General features: G+C 46.8%; 20 protein-coding genes and 3 pseudogenes. 2 read left to right on the top strand and 21 right to left on the bottom strand.

Features of this window, described 5'->3' with window-relative positions; genetic code table 11:
* Positions 1 to 400: 400 nt before the first annotated feature.
* The 6 genes and pseudogenes from L6I86_RS18420 to L6I86_RS18390 all read right to left on the bottom strand — a co-directional run.
* Positions 401 to 691 carry a hypothetical protein gene (locus L6I86_RS18420; protein WP_236289400.1) on the bottom strand — a complete coding sequence of 97 codons (291 nt, stop codon included), beginning with the start codon at positions 689 to 691 and terminating at the stop codon, positions 401 to 403.
* Between the two features lie 474 nt (positions 692 to 1165).
* Positions 1166 to 1366 (bottom strand): hypothetical protein, encoded by a 201-nt coding sequence (locus L6I86_RS18415; RefSeq protein WP_236289398.1) that lies wholly within the window; start codon positions 1364 to 1366, stop codon positions 1166 to 1168.
* A gap of 107 nt (positions 1367 to 1473) precedes the next feature.
* On the bottom strand, positions 1474 to 1554 hold the full coding sequence (locus L6I86_RS18410) for a hypothetical protein (RefSeq protein ID WP_236289418.1): 81 nt from the start codon (positions 1552 to 1554) through the stop codon (positions 1474 to 1476).
* Between the two features lie 198 nt (positions 1555 to 1752).
* Entirely contained in the window at positions 1753 to 2502 is a 750-nt protein-coding gene (gene tatC / locus L6I86_RS18400; RefSeq protein ID WP_236289416.1) for a twin-arginine translocase subunit TatC, read from the bottom strand.
* 97 nt (positions 2503 to 2599) lie between these two features.
* Entirely contained in the window at positions 2600 to 2833 is a 234-nt protein-coding gene (tatA, locus tag L6I86_RS18395; RefSeq protein ID WP_171632389.1) for a twin-arginine translocase TatA/TatE family subunit, read from the bottom strand.
* Between the two features lie 250 nt (positions 2834 to 3083).
* Positions 3084 to 3506: pseudogene (locus L6I86_RS18390) on the bottom strand (GDSL-type esterase/lipase family protein); the annotation flags it as partial.
* Positions 3507 to 3550: 44 nt separating this feature from the next.
* Between L6I86_RS18390 and L6I86_RS18385 the strand changes: the two are divergent.
* Entirely contained in the window at positions 3551 to 4273 is a 723-nt protein-coding gene (locus L6I86_RS18385) for an IS6 family transposase (protein WP_420851906.1), read from the top strand.
* Between the two features lie 86 nt (positions 4274 to 4359).
* On the opposite strand, the gene L6I86_RS18380 is transcribed toward L6I86_RS18385, so the two are convergent.
* From L6I86_RS18380 to L6I86_RS18350, 8 genes and pseudogenes are all read right to left on the bottom strand, one after another.
* On the bottom strand, positions 4360 to 4554 hold the full coding sequence (locus tag L6I86_RS18380; protein ID WP_236289396.1) for a hypothetical protein: 195 nt from the start codon (positions 4552 to 4554) through the stop codon (positions 4360 to 4362).
* Between the two features lie 66 nt (positions 4555 to 4620).
* Positions 4621 to 5733, bottom strand: coding sequence for an SGNH/GDSL hydrolase family protein (locus tag L6I86_RS18375; protein ID WP_236289394.1), 1113 nt, complete (start codon positions 5731 to 5733; stop codon positions 4621 to 4623).
* 140 nt (positions 5734 to 5873) lie between these two features.
* Positions 5874 to 5973, bottom strand: a pseudogene (locus L6I86_RS35810) (SMP-30/gluconolactonase/LRE family protein); the annotation flags it as partial.
* 115 nt (positions 5974 to 6088) lie between these two features.
* A complete protein-coding gene (locus tag L6I86_RS18370; RefSeq protein ID WP_236289392.1) occupies positions 6089 to 6994 on the bottom strand; it encodes a fumarylacetoacetate hydrolase family protein in 906 nt (301 codons plus the stop codon).
* 22 nt (positions 6995 to 7016) lie between these two features.
* Positions 7017 to 8309, bottom strand: a complete 1293-nt coding sequence (locus L6I86_RS18365) for a Gfo/Idh/MocA family protein (RefSeq protein ID WP_063795679.1) — start codon at positions 8307 to 8309, stop codon at positions 7017 to 7019.
* Between the two features lie 134 nt (positions 8310 to 8443).
* Positions 8444 to 8650 carry a hypothetical protein gene (locus L6I86_RS18360; RefSeq protein WP_157257029.1) on the bottom strand — a complete coding sequence of 69 codons (207 nt, stop codon included), beginning with the start codon at positions 8648 to 8650 and terminating at the stop codon, positions 8444 to 8446.
* Between the two features lie 16 nt (positions 8651 to 8666).
* Complete coding sequence (locus L6I86_RS18355; RefSeq protein ID WP_236289390.1) at positions 8667 to 9167, bottom strand: alpha/beta hydrolase; 501 nt, start codon at positions 9165 to 9167, stop codon at positions 8667 to 8669.
* Positions 9168 to 9257: 90 nt separating this feature from the next.
* Positions 9258 to 9642 (bottom strand): annotated as a pseudogene (locus tag L6I86_RS18350) (NAD(P)-dependent oxidoreductase).
* A 169-nt stretch (positions 9643 to 9811) separates the two neighbouring features.
* On the opposite strand from L6I86_RS18350, the gene L6I86_RS18345 reads away from it, so the two are divergent.
* Positions 9812 to 10324, top strand: a complete 513-nt coding sequence (locus L6I86_RS18345) for a hypothetical protein (RefSeq protein ID WP_236289388.1) — start codon at positions 9812 to 9814, stop codon at positions 10322 to 10324.
* Positions 10325 to 10672: 348 nt separating this feature from the next.
* Here the strand turns inward: L6I86_RS18345 and L6I86_RS18340 are convergent, their stop codons facing one another.
* The 7 genes from L6I86_RS18340 to L6I86_RS18310 form a co-directional block, all read right to left on the bottom strand.
* Positions 10673 to 12724: a hypothetical protein gene (locus L6I86_RS18340; protein WP_236289386.1), complete on the bottom strand. Its 2052-nt coding sequence runs from the start codon at positions 12722 to 12724 to the stop codon at positions 10673 to 10675.
* A gap of 106 nt (positions 12725 to 12830) precedes the next feature.
* Positions 12831 to 17210 carry a DUF4838 domain-containing protein gene (locus L6I86_RS18335; protein ID WP_236289384.1) on the bottom strand — a complete coding sequence of 1460 codons (4380 nt, stop codon included), beginning with the start codon at positions 17208 to 17210 and terminating at the stop codon, positions 12831 to 12833.
* A 33-nt stretch (positions 17211 to 17243) separates the two neighbouring features.
* Positions 17244 to 20801, bottom strand: a complete 3558-nt coding sequence (locus tag L6I86_RS18330; protein ID WP_236289382.1) for a DUF4838 domain-containing protein — start codon at positions 20799 to 20801, stop codon at positions 17244 to 17246.
* Positions 20761 to 20970, bottom strand: coding sequence for a hypothetical protein (locus L6I86_RS18325; protein ID WP_236289380.1), 210 nt, complete (start codon positions 20968 to 20970; stop codon positions 20761 to 20763). Before L6I86_RS18325 ends, L6I86_RS18330 begins: the two co-directional genes overlap by 41 nt.
* A gap of 102 nt (positions 20971 to 21072) precedes the next feature.
* The gene (locus L6I86_RS18320; RefSeq protein WP_236289377.1) at positions 21073 to 22623 is read right to left on the bottom strand and encodes an extracellular solute-binding protein; all 1551 of its coding nucleotides are present in this window, start codon (positions 22621 to 22623) and stop codon (positions 21073 to 21075) included.
* A 50-nt stretch (positions 22624 to 22673) separates the two neighbouring features.
* The gene (locus tag L6I86_RS18315) at positions 22674 to 23549 is read right to left on the bottom strand and encodes a carbohydrate ABC transporter permease (RefSeq protein WP_056620572.1); all 876 of its coding nucleotides are present in this window, start codon (positions 23547 to 23549) and stop codon (positions 22674 to 22676) included.
* A gap of 15 nt (positions 23550 to 23564) precedes the next feature.
* Positions 23565 to 24482 (bottom strand): ABC transporter permease, encoded by a 918-nt coding sequence (locus tag L6I86_RS18310; protein ID WP_236289375.1) that lies wholly within the window; start codon positions 24480 to 24482, stop codon positions 23565 to 23567.
* Positions 24483 to 24516 lie beyond the last annotated feature (34 nt).

Genomic DNA, 24516 nt, shown 5'->3' with positions numbered 1-24516 from the left:
GATTACTCGACTGTGCTTACTCACTCGTTGTTCAGTTTTCAAAGATCAATTTCTTTCGTTCACTGCCGTGTTACCGAAGCAGCGAGAAGTAATATACCATGTTTACTTTTAATGTGCAACTACTTTTTTTCGAGTTACTTTCAGTTACTCTCGCCTGCCTGTCTTGCGGCCGGAGTGATAATATAGCATGGTTTCGACAAAGAATGCAATGTTTTATTTAATATTATTTTCTATACTTCTTCCAACCTAGTCAAACGCGGATCACTGCCGATAAGACAATGATCCGCTTGTTTTCCTTATTTACCGGCTTGTTTTTGCTGTTGCACTAACAAGTCGTAGACATCTTTGATGGAGACTGCATTCGTTTTATTTTGCTTATACCAGTTGTTGTAGAATTCGTCTACCTTGTCGCCTCCCGCTTTTTTCCAAGTATCCTGAATGTTCGTAATAACGTGTCTGCTGAATAGTTACCTGTTACGACGGATTTTTTCAGCTCATCGTCAAAGTTCACACTCGCGCTAATTGTGTTTAGCTCAGAAGGCAGTGACGGTAAGCTTAGATCAATAACCGAACCTGGCATTGGGTTGCTTGGGTTTAAGTAGATTTTGCGCGCAGCTTCAATGACCTTCTTATAATCCGTCTGCGTAGCATTGTTGGCATCGAGTAGATCTAATACTGGGTCACATTTCATCATGGATTCTTAACTAACGAGTATAGAGTAGTCGGCATTCCAGCCTTAACTATCAATAAAGCATGGGGCAGATTCAATATCTTTTTTCCGGAATACTATTAAATATCCATAAGTTCGATCATTTCTACCATTTCGCTTATCGGAGAAAAAGTGTATAGCGCTTTAGTTCATGCATTTTGTTGTGTTGTTGTTGGGTGACAAATAAGTTTTGAAGTGCAAGATGCCAGCAAACACAAGGGTTTGCTGGCTTTTCTTATAAAATGGATTTACAAATTAAGTTTTGAAGTGGTGTTTTGGGGTGAAAACCCTGAATTACAAATAAGTTTTGAAGTACTTCTGCTAAATTAAATACACACTACGTTGAAACAAAAAAACAAACGCTTTAGCTTTGGACATTCCATTCCACATAAAAGTTTATAGCTCTATTCTATTCTTTTCTTTGCTAATCTGGCCTTAACCGACATTGAAAGGTTTTTAGTTTTTTGTTCTCAAATACTTTTCGACTGCTGCTTCTGCCTCATTCTCTGACTCTATAGCAAACATTTCCTTCATTGTACGAACCAAAGCAATTATTTTCTCCCGCTCTACTCCTGCATGTATAAACCGATCAACAACATATGCCAAAGTTTCGTTATTAACCAACTTGTTTGGTTCTTCTAGTTCATCATTGGACATCGTAGCCTCCTTTTCCACTACTAACTCTGGGTAAAAGCGTCTAATTTCCAAGTATGGATGAACGTTTGTTGGAGTATCTCATCGAAGTTTTTACCGAAGTGCATACGTCATCCGTTCATACATAATGCACGTGCCGGATATTTCTTGGACAACCAAGCCGGTCTTGCTGTCCCTAGTATGGTGTAGATATCGTTCAGGTACAGCTTCTCGATTATTTCGTTTAGCCAGTTTATGAAGAACTGAAGAATAATTATTACTTAGATAACGGTAGAAACGCAATCGACCCTTTATTGTTAAAATCTATCTTCGATTTATCCGATATCGACGTCGTAGAACGAATTAAGCAGTCTGCCTCCTAAGGAAGAGTAGACTGCTGCATACTTGTATCAAGGAATTTCCGCTAAAGCACTGTATTCACTTTCCCATCTGGGAGCCCCCAGCTGTTTGCGATAGACGATCCCAGCCATATAGATGCTTATCTCGTACAGGACAATCAACGGGACAGCAACCAGCATATCGGAGATAAAATCCGGCGGCGTGACAAGAGTACCAATCAGAATTAGCACAAAATAGGCAATGCGGCGCATTTTGCGTAGCCGATTCGGATTGAGAATACGGATAGCTGTCAGGAACATAATTATGAGAGGAAGTTCGAATAAGAGAGCGATCGGAATAATAATATTGAACATAAACGTAAAGTATTGGGCCATTCCAAACGTCTCCTCTAAATGCAACTTCGCAGTCATATGCCTAGTAAAAGTGAATGCAAGCGGAAATACAACGAAATAAGCAAAGGCTAATCCTATCAGAAACATGATCAGAGCGAACGGGATATATTTCAGTGTCGCTCTTTGCTCATTTTTCTTCAGAGCGGGCTTTACGAACGCCCATAGCTGATACACGGCGAATGGAATAGCTGGTATCAAAGCGATAGCCACGGCAAACTTCATATAAATGCCGATTCCATCCCATAGAGAAAAGGCGTGCAAGGCTATTCCGTTTGCCGGCTCAAGACTCATCAAGTAATTGTAAGACGGTTGTACGGCAATTAGTCCGAGTATCAATCCAGCCACAAGTACGATCAATATGTAGATAAATCGTTTACGAAGCTCACCGATATGCTCGAAGAGCGACATATCCACGTCTTCTCGAATCTGCTTCTCATTCGACTGTTTCCCTTGAGCAGTGCTATTACCGGCTACCACTTCAGTTCCTCCTTCCAGTATGGTTTCATTAACTAGGAAGTTTCTTATTATCCACTACCTCAACGCCTTCCTTCACTTCAATCCGCTTCGAATCCTTATCCCAGTTGTCACTATCACCGAGCATGTCCTTTGCTCCCGCTTTGAACTCTTTCAGCGTGCGACCGACTGCACGGCCAAGTTCCGGCAGTTTGTTTGGTCCGAATAACAGCAATGCAACAAGGACAAGTAAAATAATTCCTGTAGCTCCAATTCCCGAAAACATATTTTTTTCCTCCTTATGATTAGGACTTCCACTATCAATGAGCAGTTACGCAGACAAATGTGACCGTCCATCTCGCGTCATAGTCTGGACCGAAGCTGAGGAAATAGTTACTGAACCTTCTCGTGTTGTCGATAAAAAAATCCCCGACCCCGCACAGCGTAATCCCACAAAATAAACCGTGCCTCCGTGACCATTGTACCCGGATATATCATTGCTTGGCTCCAAGCCGTCTTCCCTTAACCCTTAATCCTTAATCCTTACTCCACTCGAAATCAATTTTATTCAAAAAAGCACGAGCAAGCACCATATGACCTGCCTGTGTAGGGTGGACCCGATCCAAGGCTAGCGATGCGGAGTAAAGTTCCTTCAATACGCTGTCGAACGCTGCTTGCGTATCAATGAACAAAGCATCAATTTCTTCGGCGATCCGTTTCACGACTATTCCATATTGATCCATCTTTGTTCGCATGTCATCTTGGCGATTGGCTTCGATGAAGAACGGTGTCATGAGCACGAGTTGCTTCGTAACTGGCAGCGCATCCTTCACCAATTCACGAAGTGTGCTTTCGTACTCTTCGATATACACATGAGATGTATGAATGAATGGCGAGTGGAATTGGCGCCATACATCGTTAATACCAATCATGATGATCAGCCAATCTGGTTGTGGTGCAAAGCTCTAATTCATGATAACGTAATTGATAATGAAGTCATGGGATGGAGCAACTTATTTTGGAAACGAAAATGGATTTATTTAAATGGAAGCAATATGAATCGACGATCATTTTACTAACCGTGAGGTGGTATCTAAAATATAGTTTAAGCTATCGAGATATAGTCGAAATGATGGGCGAGCGAGGATTAAAGATTTCCCATACAACGATCATGAGATGGGTCCATGAATTTGGACCCGAAATCGACAAACGAATCCGCAGCTATTTGAATCCCTCAAACGATTCGTGGCGCACGGACGAAACCTACATCAAAGTCAAAGGTCAATGGAAGTATTTATATCGGGCAGTTGATTCTAATGGAAATACGATTGATTTCATGTTATCTGAAAACCGTGATATGCCGGCAGCTAAGCGTTTCTTTACAAAGGCTTTATCCTCCCCACATAATCAAATCCCACGTGTAATCACCTTGGATAAAAACCCGGCATATCCACCAGCCATACAAGAATTAATAAATGAAAAAGCCTTACCAAAAGAAACCTTGATTAGACAGACAAAGTATCTAAACAACATTGTGGAGCAAGATCATCGATTCATAAAGAAAATCACAAAACCGATGCTTGGTTTCAAATCATTTCTGACTGCAGAACAGACGTTAAAAGGAATCGAGGCCATGCATATGATTAGAAAAGGGCAGGCCGAAAATAATTCGTCTGTCCTCTCTACTGTTGAATGGCTCAATAAGATATTTGGTATAGTGGCATAGACAAAGTATAGTGTGTCGTGTAACTGTGAAATTTTTTAAATCCTTGCACCAGAACCCTTATTGTCTACTTAGGGCTAATACCATGCTTATTCCAAATTCCAGCCGGCAATTACTCTTTTGGCGTCACTATTCGCTTTGGTTGTAGCCAAGTTTTCGGTGGTAATTTTAGCGTCTATTCTCTTCCCCTCACTCTTCAAGCCATTATCCGCTGTAATTCGTATCGGCTCCCCTGTTCGGTAATGAAGCGCTGATATTTCAAGTGTATCTGATTGGACCGTCATAGTCCTTCACCCGCCAATTTCTCGGCACTGGTACTAACGATTATATCCTGTTGTTCTTGTCATCTACTATTTAAGAATCGATTGCAATACAGGGGTTAAGCCATTGGCCATGCGGAAGAAGCCCAGATCGGTCGGGTGTACGCCGTCTACGGTACATTCATGATAATCCGCATCTCCTAACAAATGTTCTCCGTCCAAGAAATGAAGATTGCAATCACCATTCTCTGTCAACGCCCGAACCGTTTGAATAGCAATTTGATTCATTCGTAGCCTTCGTTCCAACAGCTCGGAATTACAGATTTCCGCTGCATACTGTATTTGGGATACAACTAAGATAGGCACAATAGGGTGTGCCTCGCGGAAAATTCGAATAAACTTCGGCAATGTTTCAGAATACTGATCGCAGGATTGCACATTTGCTTCGTAATCGAGCACAAGCAATGCAGGAGAGGCAATTCCGCTTATGATTCGAGCAACTTCTGGTTCACCTTTGCCATTTCCTGAGAATCCCAAATTGATACATTCAAGCGGTATCCGCCTGCTCAGAATGTTGGTATAAGCCATCCCCGGCCGACTTGCGCAGCCGCCCTGAGTAATTGAGGTTCCATAGAAAAGAATCTTCTCGCCGCTTGCATAAGGGATTGGAGCTAATAGAGAAGCACCCTCATCTATACCAACGGAGACTTTCCCCACCCCTTGGTATAACGGAAAGTTTAATGTCACATGACGAGTTTCTCCTTTCGGCAATTGAAAGAGAATGACTTCATAGCCCTGATGATGATGATCGAATCGCGCTGTCGAAAGAAATTGTTGATGTCCAGGCTCTCCAACATACACATCAAATCCGCATTGCCCAGTAGCTGGCATATGATACATATTCGCAGGCGCAGTCAATTCAACAGATATCGCAAGGCGAGCCGAATCCGTTCGAAAGCTAATTTGGCCGCCTGCCGTACAATTGGCAAGCTGATGCACCGCATCAGGCATATTTACACTGGGATCTATAGGCATTCTCCGATACATATGGTCCTGCTGGTACCATGCAAACCCAGAAATTCGTATGGGACTTTCATCCGGCGAGTGCCACACGAATCCACGCAATACGTTGTCCTCCAGCCTCATATTGGGATCCAGCTTTTCAGGATTTACTTCGCCAGCTGCGGTTGTTTGATCTGACACAGGGTTTGGACCTCCTTATTGATTTCGAATGAAATCTCACTATAATTCTATTGAAACAGGCTATAAGAGGTTGTTCAAAAAGTCCACTATTGATCATGAAGTATACCAAGAAACTTATTCGACATCGAATCGTGCATTCAGTCTTTGGTGCCTGCCCAAAAACCGCCCCTGCGGATCACATTTTCCATCGTTAAAACGATTGTTAGACAAATGTTCCTCAGGATCATAGATGGGCGTCAGACTCCATCAAATAAGTTATGTAGGAACATCTTTGTCATTAGTGATCATATTCCGGATTATGCCCAAGACCATACTGGGACAAGCGATTGCCTATAATTCAAAAGGGGGTTTCCCTTTATGTCTGACTTTTCATTGAAACAAAGCTATTGTCCTTAATAAAACTGTTGGTTATCGCACCGAGATTCTCAATCTCCACTGTAACACTGTCCCCCTCTTTGAGGTAGATCTGCCGCTCAGGCGGAAACCCCAGTACAACACCCTCAGGTGTTCCTGTCAAAATAACATCCCCAGGCTCCAAGGTCATATGGTGAGAAATGTAGCTAATAATCTCATTACAATGAAAAATCATATCGGACGTATGCGAATTTTGACGCACCTCGCCATTCACAATTGAAGTGATCGCCAATTGGTTCGGATCGCCAACTTCATCCGCCGTAGTCACATAAGGACCTAGCGGGCAAAATCCATCGCAAGACTTGCCTAATAACCATTGTGAAGTTTTAAGCTGCAAATCCCGCGCTGACAGGTCATTGGCGGGACAATAACCAAACACATATCCAAGCGCCTCTTCCTTGGATACGTCCTTGGCCCGCTTGCCGATAACTATGGCCAATTCTGCTTCGTAATCGAGCTTTTCCGTCTCTAACGGGATTATGATTCGCTCACCGTGCCCCGACAATGTATTGCTGAATTTGCTGAACAAGATCGGACTCGTCGGAATTGCGGCATTCGTTTCCTCGGCGTGCTTACGATAATTCAGACCTACACCTATTATCTTACCCGGCTCGGTAACGCAAGGACCATATTCGAGCGCGCTCTCGTCTAGCCATCTCGCGTTATCCAAGCTCTCGACCCACTGCCGCAAACGGATCACGGCCTCTTCTCCCTCTTTAATAATCGCCATGATATCCGTAGAATCAAATCCATGACTTTCCCCGGTACTGTCGACGTGCAGGGAGCCTTGCTTCGTTTTGACTCCTAATGCATATTTGTCCCCATCCCAAAAAGTAAATAATCTCATCTCCGTCATCCCCTAGCTTTATTCAATTTGGTTGATCACCCGATAAAGGAATACGATTCGGCTCCGCAAAGTATCCAATTTCACGCTCTTCATGAACCGCATCTAATGAATAGTAGCTTACAGGACCTGCTTCACGGCTGATCCATTTGCCTTTGGTGAAGTCGGGGATAGCGACCGGCGCACTGCCTAGTGCAACAGATTCCTCCGACAATACTGTTATCGCCATCCATACCGCCGTATCGTACACATCAATCGGCGTCTGAGTCTGGTTCATGACGCTCTCTGCAAATGCGCGGAGTACCAAGTAATCCATCCCGCCATGTCCGCCGCGTACACCTTCATCCAGGTACTGTTTCCAGATTGGGTGCTCATATTGCTCACGGTATTCATCGAATGACTCCCACTGATGCTCTGGACTTCTGCCCTCGATATGAATCGAGTTGTTATCCTCCATCCATATGCCCTTGGTCCCTTGCACTCTCCCCGCTCTCGAATATGGACGCGGGAGGGTCGTATCGTGAATAATATGAATCGTTTCGCCGCCGGCGCATTTGATCATCGTTGTCACGATATCGCCTTGGGCGAAGTTGATCTTGGCGAGCGGATCGGTCTCTCCGAACTTCTCAGTCGCCAAGTGCTGGATTCCGCGAGCTTTGGATGACATGGACGTTAAGGTCAACAATCGGTTGCCTCTGTTAATATCTAATACCTTGGAGATTGGACCGAGTCCATGGATCGGATACAACTCACCGTTACGGTTCAAATAATTGTGGTAGCGGTTATGTTTTCTCTGCTCACCCAACGCTACTTCATCGCGCAGATCATGCTCATACCCGCATTGACAATGAATCAATTCGCCCAGTAGTCCTTGCTTCACCATGTTCAGCACGGCAAGCTCTTCACGGCCATAGCAGCAATTCTCGAGAAGCATGCAAGGCATACCTGTCTGCTCCGAGGTTCTGACCAGCTCCCAGCACTCTTCCAAGGATGCTGCTCCTCCCACTTCGATACCGGCATACTTGCCTGCCTTCATTGCCGCAATGGCAATCTCTGCATGAGTCACCCATGTGGTAGCGATAATAACGCCTTGAAGATCCTCACGAGCGAGCAGCTTCTTGTAGTCCGAATAACCGTCTGCTAGAGTTCGTCCTGATTTCTGTACGATTTCAAGTCCGAGCTCAAGCCTTTCCTCGTATTGATCGCATATTGCCGTAATCTCCACATCTTCCATCCCAAGCAAACATTCAAGCAGACCTCTACCGCGTCCACCCAATCCGATGACGCCTAATTTGGCTACAGCATTCGTTTTCCCCATCGCTCTCTATCTCCCTTGGCCGCAAATATTGAAATCAAGCACTTCTGATGTTGTTACAAATCACACACAATCAATCAAATACAAATCATACGATCAATCAATGCTCAAAAACAAACAAAATTTCGACTTTAAGGTCACAAACGTTCTACCATATTAGAGCAGACATAACTGTTAATCACGGTATGTTTCTCGTCAATCTGCGCTTCGTTGAAGTGCAAGGGAACATCGCAGAATGTCATGTGGTCCGCTCTTTTTATGCTTACAATCTGCCGCTTCCGTCCTGACACACGCTTCAATTGCTCAACCCCTGCAAGGAAGTGTTCAAGGATAGCAGGTGACATTACCCCTTCAAGCTGTTCAAAGGTTGTCTTTTCCTGACGCACAACGAGGAAAGGTGTCTGCAGCGCACCCTCTTCCTCCAAACACATTAGATTTTACTCTAGTCTCCTTCAGTCCGTACCAGCCTTCGAAATCCGTGCTTTCCAAGCTGCCCACTTGCTCCGATTGCTTGACAGCGATCCCGTCAGGAAACACAGTAATGATAGATTCATAGGTTGACCCCACCGCAACCACAACAAAGCCGCTCTCTACTAAGGGTTGAATGTTGTAGAAGTACATGTCCTTCACAACACCGAATGCAGGAGAGTACAGGATAACCGGTCTGGCGCTCCCGTTATAAGGCTCCTCATTCCGGAGTATACGTGTGTCAAGCTGCTTCAAATGCTGTGGATCCACACCCATGTCACTAAGCATAGTCAGCACAGTCTTTTCAGCAGGAGCAAACACGTCCAAATATTTCTTCGTCCCCCATTGCCTGAAACATTGTTGATGGGATATTACACGCTCACTGCAATGCATCGATTCACATTCCGCGAATAGGGATCTGGCCTGCTCTCATCTTCAAACATGCGGACTGCTTGTCCAATTGCATAGTTGTTCAACCTCGTTTCAATATTGCTTTTCCAGATTCACAAGGTTCCTCGAAGGTGTTCTTCCTTGAACGTAATCCTGCAAATTACGAAACACAATCTCCATCGCCCGCTCATGATAATGTACCGTTGCACCGGAATTATGCGGGGTCATGATGACATTGTCCATCTGCCACAAAGGACTATCTTCCTCCAATGGCTCTTTTTCGAACACATCAAGTCCTGCACCGGCAATTCCTTTTAATCGCTTCTATCAGTGCACTCGTATCCGTCGTGCCGCCTCTTCCGATATTGATATAATAGGCCGATGCTTTCATGGCCTGAAATTGTTCGGCTCCCATCAGATGTTGCGTATCTTTGCTCATAGGCAGCGTGTTGATTACATAATCACTTTGAGCAAGCATTTCGTGCAAGCCCTGACGATCGTACATTTGATCTTCAAGTCGTGGGCGACGTGGACAAGAAGATCTATGATATCTTTAATTTCATATTAAACGTTTTCATATTGTACTGTGAATTCATAGAATTTCATTTTCATATCCAAAATTACAATTTGTAAATGAGGGCTTGAACGTGTCAGAATGGATGCCGGAAATGGTAACCCACGCCTATTGGGGAAAGAAGGGCAAGTTTTTGTATGATACAGATACTTATTTGACATGGGTGCTCTTTGCCGTTGAGGACGGTCGATTCGAGTATCAGATCGGGAATGAGTATGGCGAAGCCGTATTCGGGGATATCGTCGTATGTCCCCCTTACGTAGCATTTTATCGCAACACATTGTCCCCCATAAGCTTTCACGCAATAACGTTTACATTCACTAATGACAAGAATCAGTCCCTGTCTAACCTATTGCCCGAGCACAAAATTACAGTACAGCAAACTAAACGCTTATCCGAAAACTATCATCATTTAAGGGTTGCCGATCAAGTGATGCACTATAATTTGAATAATCAGCGATTGAAGCAGCATTACTTTCTGGATTTGTGGCTTATGATCATTCAACAAAACATGCAGCATCTTGAAATGAACCCACTTCCATCCTGCGGAAAACGCTTACACTCAAACGCAAGGACACGCACCTGATCATGATCATGTACATCGACACGATCGTATCCGATAAAATCGTATTTCGGCGGCAGCGCGATTTCATGACGGTCGAATCCTCCTTCCTTTTGTGAATTCTTAGCCACTCGGAGTACATGGTGATAAGGGGCCATCCGAAAACGAAAAGCCCGTCATGGTATGAATTTACCTTGATGGGCTTTCCTATTTGGGTTTAATCACTGGCCAAAGGCAGATTAGTTGCCGCTTCAAAAATACTTGGATAAAAAAGGGACCTTCCCTGAGCGCTATTTCCGCCATACCTAGACCTGTCATCGCCGGATGACGGGTCTGCGAAGCTGGACAGGGTTTGTTGAGTTTAATCTGAATTTATGACATCAATCCTGCATTTCTTAGTTTTAACAGAAGAGCATTGAAGTCATCTTTTAATGTTGCAATGTCTCCTGCCGTACTGTCGTTTTGTGCGGCGGCTTTTTGCGACAGCAGACTAACCATAATATTTTTCGCCGCGATTTCCCAATAACACAAAAACACTGCCGGCCCGCCGAAACCGCTGAATGATGCGCTGGATGTCCCATTTACTTTCCAGCCGGAAGGCGGGTTAAACGTAAACGCCCCGCTCGGCGCGCCATTCGTGCCGGTTCCAATGAAACCGATCATGGCATCGTCAACACCCTTGTATTTATTTGCCGTTTCTGCATTAAGCAAGTTGATCGTCCACGAATTTTTTTTGTATAACCTGGGTACGACACCTGTTGGCGAAATCGATATAGAGGCACCTACCAAATCCTGGTTTCTGCTTTTCCCCTTATAGTACGCGCCATCCAGCATATTATCGAGAGAATTCGGCATGTAAAAGCGCTTCCAACCGATCGTATCCGCAAACGCGCCATAATCGCCGGTTCGATTGTTTGGTGCTATTCGCTCGCAATTGATGAACGGCTCCCCGTTCAACGAACCGTACCGGTTCAAAATCTGGCACGAACCCGACCCTATAAATAAGATGTTTCGATAAACCGCTTCTGTGTAAAATCCGATGTAGGCGCTCGTTTGCGGGGACACGGATGAGCCCGAATACCCGACAACAGAACCGATGCCGCAAAATTGCGTCGTGATGGAAGTCACATTTACCCCGTATAAAGCGGCATCAAGCACACCCATACCGCATCGAATCGCGTCAATCAAACCGACTTTCGTCGGTCCGGCATTTGGTCCCACACTGAACAAAGCGCCGCCGAAAATAAATTTAATGGCTCCGCTTGTCGGTTCTGCGGTTTCAATCCACGGGAATAACGCGACCGTTTTGTTTGTAAAATCAGTTGCTTCTACTTTGTAGGTGATCCCATTAATAACAGCAAAAACAGGATTTGTTATGAGGTTACTATCATACGGAAGCCCGGAAACCGTAATGGTTGTTCGTTGGTTGGCCGTTCCGGACGTACCGGTATGAACAGGATTGGAGTACGTATAGGACGTATTGTTATTCGACCACGGCGCGATTTGACTGCAACCGCAATCCCTCGCCAAAATACTGTCAATCTCGGCGCAAGTGTTGTTGTGATAGGCGGGCGATTGAACCGGAATGCCGATTAAGCCGTTTTCATCCATGACAATACCGAAGTACTTCATTAGACTTGTTTTTATTTTCGGCAGCTTTGAACTTTGCACCCCGTTCAGTACAACGCCATACTCAACCGTCATGGCGCTAAACGTACCAATCGTGCCCGTCCCGACAACTTCAATCGCTCCCGAACTGACAACCTTTGAACCTCGCAAAGCGAGCATGTAACGCATAGCATTCAAGGCTTTTAATTTAAGATCCCAATGAATAGACGCTTGTCCGGTACAGTCAAAATCCAGCGGTCTGCTAATCGTAAAGTTGCCGACAACTCTTATTTGCGTCTTGCCATTATCCGTCTTCACAAAATCTGCAAAGCGGTCAAGCGCATCGCTTGCATTCGTGTTATCTACCGCTCCCGCGTGATATGGCGTAATGACTTCATCCTCCGCTCGCACCCATCTTCCTGTAGAGATACCGGGTGGCGAAAAAACGGTAACGCCATTGTCTGTCGCAGTGCTTGCCGCGTTCCACGCAAACATACCGCCGCCTACATGATTTCCAGCGGAATAAGACTTTACATAGACACAAGCGCATTCCTCCGGATTCACGATCGATAACATGTCCGCAATGCTTTCCAAGCATGCCGGTTCCCATACCGGCTCCCCATAAACCGCTCCTGTAACCGATGCGTGGGAAGCAGCTTTTCCCAAAGCGGCAGGCCCCGAAAACGCAATAGCGGCACCCGCTATGCCTAAGGAGGCGAGCAGCTTCCGGCGCGTCATCTTGCCGTTCGTTTCCGTTGCATCTTCAGAAGAGTGTTCTTGCACGTTCGCATTGTCTGGTATCCGATTATCCGACATGTCGAAGCCTCCCTAAAAATCCCATGATTTTTGGCCAACCGAAATCGATTAAAGCAACAGGGCAATAGTCACATGCTCACACTTGCCCCGTTGTACCTGCTTATTATTATTTAGTCATGATGTTGTAGAGTATCTGCACAAATTGCGCTCTGCTTGCCGAATCCTCCGGTAGAATGTTGCCATCGGTCCCGGCGATAATTCCGGCTTTCACAAACAGTTCAATTGCATGATTTGCATAATCGGCAACCTTCCCTGCATCCTGGAATTCTTCCAGGTTTTTGACGTTGCCTGCTGCCGGCAATTCATTTATGTTCTTAAGCGTATTGTATACCAATACGAACAATTCCTGCCGGGTCACCTGTCTGTCGGGGTCGAATTTGTTGCCGCCCACGCCGCTGGTGATTCCCACTTTCTTTGCCTCCGCAAGGTATCTGGTGTAGTAGGTGTTCCCTGCGTCGCTGAAATTGTTTTCGATGTTTTCGTTCGGACTGATGCCAAAGGCTCTCATAATCATGACCAGGGCTTGTGCTCTGGTTACACTGTCAGTCGAGCCGAAGTTTCCATTGCCCACTCCTGTGGTCATTCCTCTTGCTGCCGCAAAGGTTACTGCATCATAGTACCATACACCCTCTGCCACATCCGCAAAGTCAGCCTTGTTATATGCGACTGCAAACTTCGAGGCCTCTTCTACCTTGAAAGTCAGTGTTCCTGTTGCCGGGTCATATATGCAATTGGTCACTATTTCAAGTTTCCCTGCCGCATTAATGGTATAGGCGACAATTGCATTTGGATTTTCGCCTGCCTTAAGTACATAAGGAATGGTTACTTCCGCTTTACCGCCAAAATGTACGATCTCCTTTTCCCTGCCGGTAACATCAAAGCTCATAAACGGTCTGTCTCCGACCTTATTCCGGATTTCAGCCGTCAACTCTGATGTTTCAACCTTCGTGGCAGTCATCGTAATGGTTCCCGCCGACTGCTTTAAAATGCCCTCCGCAGTCTTTTTATCAAAGGTCATGGTTCCGAACGGTGTAGAAATGACCAAGGAATCCGCATTGCTATCTACGAATGTTTTCAAAGCTGCAACTGTCAGGCTGACACCTGCGGTCGTGGCATCAGTGCCCGCATTCACTTCGATTTTAATCGTTGTTTCTATCCCTGTACCCTGCTTAGCCGCCTCAGCCGCAGCCTTTGCGATTGCATCCTCCAACTGTTTCTCAGATATTGGTGCTACAGCCTTTCCGGTTGTATCCGTCGCGGGCTTTGCGAGTATCGTCGTTGTTACCTGCCCATCCTCAACCTTCGTTTCAGGCACCGTTGTCGGTGTCGGTGTCGGTTCCGGATTTGGCGTCTCCTTCACTGTCCACCTTGCATACAGTGTTATATCACTAGTCACTACATCTGTCGTAAAATTCCATGCTGTTTCTAACACTTCATCCTTGTACCATCCGGCAAAAGTATATCCTTCTCTGGTAGGCAGCGTCGGTGCTGTGATTGCACTGCCGCTTGTGACGTCGGTAATCGCTGATACCCCATTGCCCCCATTACTGTTGAAGGTAACTGTGTAGGTCTTGTCAACCGGTATCTCAGTTCCTTCCTCAACTACTTCCACTGTAAAGGTGGCTTGTTTGCCGCCATCCGTGGTTGTAACGATGATTATAGCCGTTCCTGTTGTGTTTTCGCTTGCGGTTACAAGACCTTCGGTACTGACTGTTGCAATATTTTCATCGCTTGATGACCATGTTACAGATTTATTTGAAGCATTTTCCGGTAACACTGTTGCTATCAGCTTTACAGTTTCCCCCTGTTTAAGTGTGGCATTTTCCTTATTAAGGGTTACCGATTCAACCGATCCATCCTGCGATACCATTTTTATAGTCACTACTTCCTTAATCCCGGATATATTTCCGGCAGCATCGATGGCCTTTACCCTATACCTGCGTTCCATACCGGGTTCCAGTCCGGTGTGAATATATGTTGTTGAATTCGTTCTGACCGTTCCGTTAATCCCTCCTATTGATGCAGGGTTCAACACTTCCAAAACATATCCGGCAACACCTGCGTCATCAGTGGCCGGTGACCAGCTTACACGCACTTCACTCCCGGAAATTTGCTCGGCTTTCAAATTCGCTGGAGCTGTCGGCGGTGTAACATCCAATTCCGCATTGAGCTGCCAAAGCATGGCAGGCCCCGTTATCCCCCCGGTACCAAGCTCATCCAGACTGTCATTCCCCACATCAACAACAATCAAATTCGGTTCGCCAAATTTAATGGCCGGCTTAGCGTCAAACTCCCACGGTTTCATCATCGCATTGCCCTTGCCGTTCGCTGACAAATTCAGCTCTATCCCATTCATCCAGACCCGGGCTGTCTCATCAAGACTGCTGAACCAAAGCCGAATCGGTTTTCCTGTATTGAACTCCGGATTAACATCAACCGTTGTTCTGTACCAGGCATGTCCTTTGTAATACCCAATCCCCTGATCCGACCAAGACTCCGAATAGGTTTTCAGTTTCATCCAGGATTCCGTTCCCAAGCCGGGTTTCCAGAGCCCCAATTTATCCCCGGAGCCATTTGGAAACAGCATAACATTCCATTCGTCCGGCAACTCGGCAACCATTCGGTTTCCATTACTGAGCCGTTGACTTCCCTGATTTGTGATTTTATCAAAAAACCAATCTGTATAATTATAGGAAGCAAGGGTGTTGAGCGCGACAGGAGAGTGCGTAACAGCCTCTTCTCTTATTTTAGAAATTTGATCAAATGTTTGTTTTGCCTCAACAAACTTAAAGCTGTTAATCAGCTCCTTCATTTGAAGGAAGTTGTCGCCAAAGCGAAAAGCAACACGCACCATATTGACCCGGCTGGCATATACGGAGTCCGATGCCCCTTGCGCCGCATCCTCCGCTTCCGTTAGCGACTGCTCCATCGCCTGCATGACAGTGCCCGTCAAAATATGTTGAAAATCATTGATGCTTCCCGCATAATAATCTGCTTGGGCAAAAGCATTTTCCAAAATGTCGAAATGCCTTTTCATCGGCTCTGCGGCAGGTCCATAAAACGTTGTAAAGTAGTCCTCCAGCAAAGCGTCCACATCCAGATCGGGGTTCCACATCATCTTGGCTGCCAAGTAGAGCGCAGGTCCATGATACGCCCACGCCGGCAGCGCCTCACCGCGTATGCCGATAATACCCTGGTCTTTGAAATACTTGTATTCTGTTCCTATTCTTTCTGTCAGTGAAAAAGGCAGCCCCGGATCGGCAAGGTTATAAAGATAATCATAGATCATGACGTTAGGGCTTACCCTTTTCCAGCCGTCAATTATGTCTTTGATGTGCTGCCTCTCCCACGAAAGCGGATTTTCAATGCTTTTCATCCTATCCGTTCTGATGGAAGCGATGATCGGGATGATCCTCGGGTCCGGCATATGCTTTACCGGCGGATAATAATACTCGTCATAAGCGAAGAAAGAAATTTTTACATCATGATATCCGGCAGCATCAAGCTTTTCCAAAACAAGATTATAAAATTTCACATAACGATCCGTTAACGATAATGTTCCTCCATGTATGGCACCCTTAACATTCCCGTCCCACTCCGGGTTAGGCTGGAGTACCAACACAGGTCCGTCATTGGGTCCCATTCTCAAATATTCAAGCTTGGGGTCTGCATTCAATCGTCTGATTGCCTCTGCCACAACAAGGTTCAGCACCTCCGGCTTGGTCACATCGTATTGTCCGGTCGGATTTCCTTTGGCATCGGGCAGAAATAAATCAGGGCGTTCTTTATTCGTAGGTGATGTAATGAGTAATCCATGATTTCCCAAAGTTTTCTGATTCAGACGCACATGTTCGACCCAGGGCGCACCTTCTGTCAGATTGACACCCACCGGCAAACCGGCGCCCACGACATATGGCGCAACAGCTTGCAAAAAGCGAAAATCAAACCCCGGGTGCTGGATGGTATCCTGATAATCGACCGCAATTGTACGCATCGACGGAACTACGGTTCCGATCTCACCGGGCATGAACCACCGCACACCCATTTGCTCGAGGAGCTCGTAAGCGGCATACAGGCTTCCTTTGTCGTTGTCATCCAATCCTGCCAATTGAATGACTCCCTCCTCAACATACAGCCGGAATGCATCGGTTTCATTTCCCTTGTCACGGATTGCGGCCTTAGCTGCATCAAGGTCTGGAGCGGCGCTTCCGATATAGATCTTTGTTCCCTCCACCTCGGCCGCGTCCTCAGCAACAGGCAATTCCACTTCGGATATTTGCCGAATATAGTCTTTGAGTTCCTGCATCGCCTTCTTTTCATATTCGGTTGCTCTTTGCGGCAAGATGATCGTGGACCGGGATTCTCCGTTCTCGACCAATACGAGCTTAGGACCCGTCTCAGGGCCATTGGCAGCCAAAGCCTGGGGCAACGAAGAAAACAACAACGCAATGATTAATCCCCAGCAAAGAAAAAGCTTTCTTATCAAAACACTCAACTCCTTTTGTCAATCATTTAGGGGTCATTTGGGCTGCATGATGATCTCCACTATGTCACTGTAGCTTACATTTGGGAACGCCGTACTGTAGTTATCGATTGCCCTTACCCTGTACCTTAGCGTCTTCCCGTCAACTGTCAGTCCGGTGTGGGTAAACTCCGTTTGTAACGCTCTCATTAATTCTTTGTTAACTCCTCCCGGAGGGTCCGGATTCAGCAATTCCAAAACATATTCCTTCATTCCGTAGATAGATTCGGATGCAGTCCAGCTTATTTTCACCTCGGTGCCGGAGATTTGCTCAACGGCCAGCGCAGGTTTTGTAGGCGGGACTTTTAGGGTAATGAAAGCACTCGCAGCAGATTGGCCCCCGGCATTATCTACGGCCAGCACCCTTATCTTGCGTACGATGCCAATTTTAAAATAATCGGTGAAGGTATAGTCATTTGTTGTTGCTTCTACCGTCAAAAGTCGTCCTGCACCGCCGTCTACATCCCATACCTCCAACATGTATTTAGCAATTCCTACATCAGATGTCGACGGATTCCAGCTTATTTTCATCGCACCGTTAGCGGCCGGCTCCGATTTCAAACCCGTTGGGGCTGCGGGCGGGGCGGCAGGCGTTACATTTTCCGACATGGTCACCTGCACTACAGCGCTATAGTCAGCAGACATATTTCCGGCCGTATCGATTGCCTTCACCCTGAACCTGCGTATCATACCGGGTTGCAGTCCGCTGAGGGTATATGCATTCGTTGACGTTTTGATCGTTTCAAGCACTCCCCCCGGAGGATTCTGGTTCAGCACTTCCAGGCTATACCCGGCAATTTGGAAATCTGCATAAACGGTAGCTGGATTCCAGCTTATATATACCTTGTCGGCGGAGATTTGCTTCACCTTCAAACCCGTCACCGTTGAGGGCGGATTCATCGTTACGCGTGCATAAGCACTATAGTTAACCGATTTATTTCCGCCGGTATCGATTGCCCTTACCCTGTACCTGCGTTCCATGCCGGGTTTCATTCCGGTGTCGATATATTCATTTGTTGTCGTTATGACCGATCCAAGTACGCCCCCTACGCTCTCCCGGTTCAGCATTTCCAACTGATATCCTGTAACTCCCATATTATCTGCGGGTATATCCCAGGTTACTTTCACGGTGTCGGTGCCGGGGATGTGCGCGGCTTTCAAGTTCTTCACATCTCCAGGCGGGAGATAATCCAGTTCCGTATTGACCTGCCAGAGTATTGCAGGACCCATGATCCCCCCGGTACCCAGTTCATCTATGTCTTCATTACGCACATCAACAACAATCAAATTTGGCTCGCCAAATGTAACCGCCGGCGTAGCATCAAATTCCCAAGGTTTTGTCAAACCCGTCCCCTTCTGCACCAATGCCAGCTCTTTGCCATTCATCCAGACCCTCGCTGTCTCATCGATACTGCTGAACCAAAGCCGAATCGGTTTTCCGGTGTCAAATTCCTGAGCGACATCTACCGTTGTCCGGTACCAGGCATGTCCCTTATAATAACGAAGCCCTTGATCGGACCAGGTCTCGGAATAGGTTTTCAGCTTCCTCCAGGATTCCGTCCCCAAGCCGGGTTTCCAAAGCCCCAGGTCAGCCCCGGACGCATTGGGGAACAGCTTGACATTCCATTCATCCGGCAGTTCAGCAACCAATCGGTTTCCATTGCTGGTCCGTTGTTTTCCGCCATTTACCATTCTGTCAAAAAACCACTCTACATAGGTATAAGCTTTATAGCTGCTTAAAATGGCAGGGGAGTGAAGAGCAGCCTGTTCCCTAAAGTCATAAACGTTATCGAGCTTTTCCTTTGCCTCATCAAAATGAAAACGGTTGAATTGCTCGATCATGTCAAGGAAATTATCACTGAACCCATAAGCGATGCTGACCATATCAATCCGTTTGGCATATACCGAATCCGATACCACCCTCGCCTTTGCTTCCCCAAGTGTTCTTGCCATCTCTTGCATGACTTCATCGGTCAAAATGTGTGGAAAATCATAAATGTTTCCGGCAGAATAATCCGCTTGTGCAAAAGCATTTTCCAAGATGTCGAAATGCTCCTCCATCGGCGCTGCCGCAGGCCCATAAAACTTTGTAAAGTAGTCCTCCCGCAAAGCTTCCACATCCAGATCGGGGTTCCACATCATCTTGGCTGCCAGATAAAGTCCCAGGCCGCCATACCCCCACTCTGGCGTAGTCTCAGCGCGTATCCCTACAACACCATGATCTTTGAAATACTTGTACTCTGTGCCTACTCGTTCTGCCAGCGAAACAGGCAAGCCCGGATCGGCAGGGTTATAAAGATAGTCATAAATCATCACCGTGGGACTTATTTTATTCCAGCCGTCAATCACTTCTTTAAGATAGTTACGCTCCCAGGCAAGCGGATTTCCGATGCTATGTATCCGATCCAGGGTGAGGGAAGCAATCATCGGTACAATTCGTTGATTTGGCGTCCACCGTACCGGCGGATTATAGTAAGTGTTGTAAGCGTAGAAAACAATTTTCACATCTTGATAGCCTTCTTTTCCAAGCTCCTCCAAAACAAGATTAAAAAATTTGATATAGCGATCCGTCGTTGATAATGCTCCTGTTAATACATCCCGATCATCCCCATCCCATTCGGGGTCAGGCTTGAGTACCAACACATGTCCATCGCTTGGTCCCATACTCAAATATTCAAGGTCGGGATTTTTCCGCAATTTGGCAAGCGACTCTGCTACAACAAGCTCCAGCACCTCCGGTTTCGTCACGTCGAGGTGTATCGACGGTGTTCCGTCGGCGTTAGGCAAATACAGATCCGCGCGCGTTGATCGCGAAGGAGAGGTACTCAACAATTCATGCGCACCTACTGTCTTTTGATTCAGGCGCACATGCTCGACCCACGGTGCAGCCTCATCCAGATTGACCCCCATCGGCATACCGGTAGCCCATAAGTATGGCGTGGCCGCTTGGAAAAAACGGAAAGAAAGACCCGGGTGCTGGATGGTGTCCTGATAACTGACCTCAATGGTTTCCAGATCCGGAACGACCGTTCCGATCTCGCCGGGCATGAACCATCGTACGCCAATTTGCTCGAGGAGCTCGTAAACGGCATAAAGACTTCCTTTGTCGCTATCCTCCAATCCCACCAGTTGGATTGCCTCCTGGGTTACATGCAGCCGGAAGGAGTCGGGTTCATCTCCCGTGGCCCGGATTGCCTCCTTATCGGGGCTTGGGGCGGCACTTCCAATATAGATCTTGGTTCCGGCCACGCCGGCCGGATTGTTGGCAACAGGCAACTCCGCTTCGGATATTTGTTTTACGTAGTTTTTGAGTTCCTGTGCCGCCTTCTGTTCCGGTTCGGTTGCATTTGATAAAAGAATAATGGTTGACTTCGCGATTCCGTTCTCGACCAAGACGAGTTTCGAATACGTAGCATTCAGCACGGTTTGCAAAGCTTCCTTCGAATACGTAGCATTCTGCACGGTTTGCAAAGTTTCCGTGCCGGTCCCCTCGGGCAAACCGGTTGAGTCATTTTCAGCCAAAACCGAGGGAACGAAAGAAAACAACAGCGCCATGATCATTCCCCAGCAAAGAAAACGCTTTATTTTCAAGGTAATCGACTCCTTTTCCTAATGATTCGAGGTTCTTCGCATCGATGACCGGAGGAGGATGGGTATCCATCAACCAGAATATGTAAGCGATTACATCGGTAATCGACAGCTGCTGAATATCGTTTTTGGGCATGTTTTTGAAGCCTCCCGGAATGAACATCCGAGAGGCTCGAGCCTGATGGCCAGGATTTTTATTGTTTCACCCCAAATATGGAGTGTGAACAATCTTTCCGTATTACTTCTTGCTTTCCATTTGACCGATATAATCGTTCATTTCCTTCAGATACGTTTTGCCGAACCTCGTATTCCAGTCCTGCAGCACCTTCTTGTACTCGGACGGATCTGCATCGCCGATAATGATTTTCGTCGTAACCTCGCTGAACTTTTTGTTGAAATCCAGGTAAGGCGGCGTCTTCGCGATCGGCGGCGTGAAATCGCGGTCCTTGGACATCACGATTCTTTTTACGGCCTTCTCGATATTCGGCACGATCTTCTTCTTCAGTTCCTCCGACATAGCCGGGTTAATGAAGAACATGTAATCGTTGGCGCGGCGGACCATATTTTTGCGGACGAATGTTTCCAGCGCCGGCTCCACATAAGTGCGCTTGTTGTTTTCCACCTTGAAATCATGTCCTTCAACGCCCGTGTAGATGGTATCCCAGCCTTTATCAGAAAGCATGTAGTCGAATACGTCGACAACTCTTTGCGGATCCTTCGCATTGCGCGTTACCGCCCAGAAGCCCCACAACCCCGTTCCCTGCCCCAGTCCCTTCATCTCGCCTTGCTCGTTCTTAACGAATACATAGGCAAGATCGAAATTCGGATTGATCTTTTTACCGTCATTCAGGAATGTTTCGTAATGACCTGCAAACCCGTCGATTGCACCCGTTTTGCCGCTTTTAAACCGTTCCAGCGTTTTAGCGCCGTCGATCGAAGGCGAATCCGGATCGATCGACCCTTCTTTGAACAGCTTGGCTGTTAACGCCAAAGCCTTCGTATATTGATCGGAGTTCACATCATATTGAGGATTCATGTATTTGTACTCTCCACCGCCGGACTCTTGCCAGCCGTAAAGACCAAGCTCGTTCTGGAAAATCGGCTTGAGCGATTTATCGGCGCCTGCGGCCGTCCCAAAGCCGTACGTATCGTGCTTACCATTGCCGTCCGGGTCTTCCTTCGAAAATTTGCGCATGATCTCCATCATTTGATCCAGCGTAATTTCGTTATTATCCGGGAGCTTGATATTCAATTTATCGAGCCAGTCTTTTCGGAGCCAGTACCCGTCGGAGCGGATAACGGTCGTCCGCGGAATGCCGTAAATTTTGCCGTCATTGTTTACCCGCAAGGCGTCCCAGGATATGTCGTATGAATATTTTTTAACGTTGTCGGCTTTCTTCAGATATTCATCGATCGGGAGGATAACGCCGTCCTTAACCGCTTTCAAGAACGCGGCATCGCTGGTACTCGGAAACCAGACGACGTCGGCAAAATCGCCCGTTGTCAGCGATAATTGAAGCCGCTCATTGTAGCCGGTCGACGGCGGGATGTCGAATTTGATCTCCGTATTCGTCGCCTTCTCGATGGATTGAAAAAGCAGCTTGTCCGTTTCCGACAGGTTGGATGATGCAAAATTGCCCATAATCTTCATACTTAATTTGGCTTTGGCGGTTTCCGCCGCCGACGGCTTCGGATCGCCGGTTTCCGCCGGCTTGTCTTTGGTTCCACATGCGGTAACTCCGGCGAGCAGCACCGCAGCAACTACCCCCACCAATACTTTCTTAATCATCTTGTTTCAGCCTCCCTTTGAATGTTTATCTATGACAAGGGCCATTTGGATCAACCTTTTACGGACCCCAGCATAATTCCTTTGACGAAAAACCGTTGCAGAAACGGGTATACCGACAAAATCGGAAGCATGACGATCATGATCGTCGCGTATTTCAGCTTCTCCGGCATGACGTTCATATTGCCGATCTCGGCGCTGTTGCCTCCCGCAGAAATTTGCATCATTTGGGCGCCTACTATGACCTCCCGCAAAAACAGCATCAACGGCCAGTTTTCCACGCTTCGGATGTAGATGATCGCCGAGAAAAAGCTGTTCCAATAGCCCACCGCCGCGAACAGCGTCAATGTGGCGATAATCGGCATGGAGAGCGGAACGACGATTTTGAACAAAATGTACGGCTCGGAGGCTCCGTCCATTTTGGCGGCTTCCTCCAGCTCCTCCGGAATGTTCTGCATGAAATTGACCATCAGGATTAAGCTGAACGCGGAGAACAAACCGGGAAATACAAGTGCTGCCAGCGTATCCAGCATGCCGAGCGAACGAATCAAATAAAAGTTCGGAATGAGTCCGCCGTTGAACAGCATCGTGAAAATGACCAAATTGATCAGAATCGATCTGCCTTTCAGATGCGTTTTGGAGAGCGGATACGCCGTAATGATGTACAGAAAGATGCCTAACGCCACGCCGCTGACGGTAACAATAAACGTATTGAGATAGCTTCTGGCAAGAACGGGATGCGAAAGGATATCCTTGTAGGCGTCGAACGATATTTCGCTCGGCCATATGCGCATCGGGTTTTGTATATAAGCGCTGTGCGAGCTGATCGAAACCGCGGCGACATTCAGCAGCGGGTATAGCATGACCACGCAAATCAATGACACGATTAGATAGATGGCGATGTCAAAAAGCTCGATTCTCTTGTGCATATTCCTCTTCACCTCCTACCACAATGACTTTCCGAATAGGCGCGCAATCCGGTTGGCCAGCACGATCATAACCAGTCCGACTACCGATTTGAACAAGCCGACGGCAGCCGTAAAAGAGAGCCTTCCTTCCAATAAACCGACCCGATACGTGTAGGTTTCAAAAACATCCGCTACTTTGTAGGTAGCCGGATTGTACAGCAAGAAAATTTGCTCGAAGCCGATATCCAAAACGCTGCCGACCCGCAAGACCAAAATGATGACGATCGTGGTCGCTATGCTGGGAAGCGAAATATACCATATTTTTTGCACCCGGTTGGCCCCGTCGATCGTTGCCGATTCATAGAGGGACGGGTCCACGGACGTAAGCGCGGCCAGGTAAATAATCGTTCCCCATCCGAGCTCCTTCCATATTTCCGCGGAAACCAGTATCGTCCGGAAATATTCGGGCTTAAGCAGAAAATGAATCGGCTCTCCGCCGAAATCGACGATCAGCCGGTTGACCCAGCCCGACGACGGGGACAACATGTTGATAATGATGCCGGATATGACTACCCACGAAATGAAGTGCGGCAAATACAGCACCGTTTGGGCGACTCTTTTGAACAGCAGATTCCGAATTTCGTTCAGCAGAATGGCCAGCATGATCGGCGCGGGAAATCCGAATAGGACCTGATAAAAGCTGATGAGTAACGAATTTCGTAAAATCGTGAAGAAATCGTCCGACTGAAAAAGATATCGGAAATTTTCGAAGCCGATCCATTCGCTTCCCGATATGCCTTTCAGCAAATTGAAATCCTGGAATGCTATGACGATGCCGAACATCGGAATGTACTTGAAAATAAACAGATATACAAACCCCGGTATCAGTAAAAAATACAACCACTTGTTTTTTCTCATATATAGCCAGACAGGACTGACTTTGCTGTTATTCATCCCATTCTCCTTCAGAGGACGCTATCGCAAGCGG

The sequence above is a fragment of the Paenibacillus allorhizoplanae genome, from assembly GCF_927798215.1.
Lineage (GTDB): Bacteria > Bacillota > Bacilli > Paenibacillales > NBRC-103111 > Paenibacillus_E > Paenibacillus_E allorhizoplanae.
Note: the sequence above shows the minus strand (reverse complement) of the source record. Positions and strands in the feature narration are given on the sequence as shown.

What these genes read in the sequence shown, in the direction of transcription:
- L6I86_RS18310 (WP_236289375.1), bottom strand. Translation starts at nt 24,482, where the DNA reads ATGAATAACAGCAAAGTCAGTCCTGTCTGGCTATATATGAGAAAAAAC.
- L6I86_RS18325 (WP_236289380.1), bottom strand. Translation starts at nt 20,970, where the DNA reads ATGCCCAAAAACGATATTCAGCAGCTGTCGATTACCGATGTAATCGCT.
- L6I86_RS18415 (WP_236289398.1), bottom strand. Translation starts at nt 1,366, where the DNA reads ATGTCCAATGATGAACTAGAAGAACCAAACAAGTTGGTTAATAACGAA.
- L6I86_RS18355 (WP_236289390.1), bottom strand. Translation starts at nt 9,167, where the DNA reads ATGCATTGCAGTGAGCGTGTAATATCCCATCAACAATGTTTCAGGCAA.
- L6I86_RS18340 (WP_236289386.1), bottom strand. Translation starts at nt 12,724, where the DNA reads ATGTCGGATAATCGGATACCAGACAATGCGAACGTGCAAGAACACTCT.
- L6I86_RS18360 (WP_157257029.1), bottom strand. Translation starts at nt 8,650, where the DNA reads ATGTCACCTGCTATCCTTGAACACTTCCTTGCAGGGGTTGAGCAATTG.
- L6I86_RS18385 (WP_420851906.1), top strand. Translation starts at nt 3,551, where the DNA reads ATGGAGCAACTTATTTTGGAAACGAAAATGGATTTATTTAAATGGAAG.
- tatA (WP_171632389.1), bottom strand. Translation starts at nt 2,833, where the DNA reads ATGTTTTCGGGAATTGGAGCTACAGGAATTATTTTACTTGTCCTTGTT.
- L6I86_RS18365 (WP_063795679.1), bottom strand. Translation starts at nt 8,309, where the DNA reads ATGGGGAAAACGAATGCTGTAGCCAAATTAGGCGTCATCGGATTGGGT.
- L6I86_RS18420 (WP_236289400.1), bottom strand. Translation starts at nt 691, where the DNA reads ATGAAATGTGACCCAGTATTAGATCTACTCGATGCCAACAATGCTACG.
- L6I86_RS18320 (WP_236289377.1), bottom strand. Translation starts at nt 22,623, where the DNA reads ATGATTAAGAAAGTATTGGTGGGGGTAGTTGCTGCGGTGCTGCTCGCC.
- L6I86_RS18370 (WP_236289392.1), bottom strand. Translation starts at nt 6,994, where the DNA reads ATGAGATTATTTACTTTTTGGGATGGGGACAAATATGCATTAGGAGTC.
- L6I86_RS18315 (WP_056620572.1), bottom strand. Translation starts at nt 23,549, where the DNA reads ATGCACAAGAGAATCGAGCTTTTTGACATCGCCATCTATCTAATCGTG.
- L6I86_RS18330 (WP_236289382.1), bottom strand. Translation starts at nt 20,801, where the DNA reads ATGGCGCTGTTGTTTTCTTTCGTTCCCTCGGTTTTGGCTGAAAATGAC.
- tatC (WP_236289416.1), bottom strand. Translation starts at nt 2,502, where the DNA reads ATGTCGCTCTTCGAGCATATCGGTGAGCTTCGTAAACGATTTATCTAC.
- L6I86_RS18380 (WP_236289396.1), bottom strand. Translation starts at nt 4,554, where the DNA reads ATGACGGTCCAATCAGATACACTTGAAATATCAGCGCTTCATTACCGA.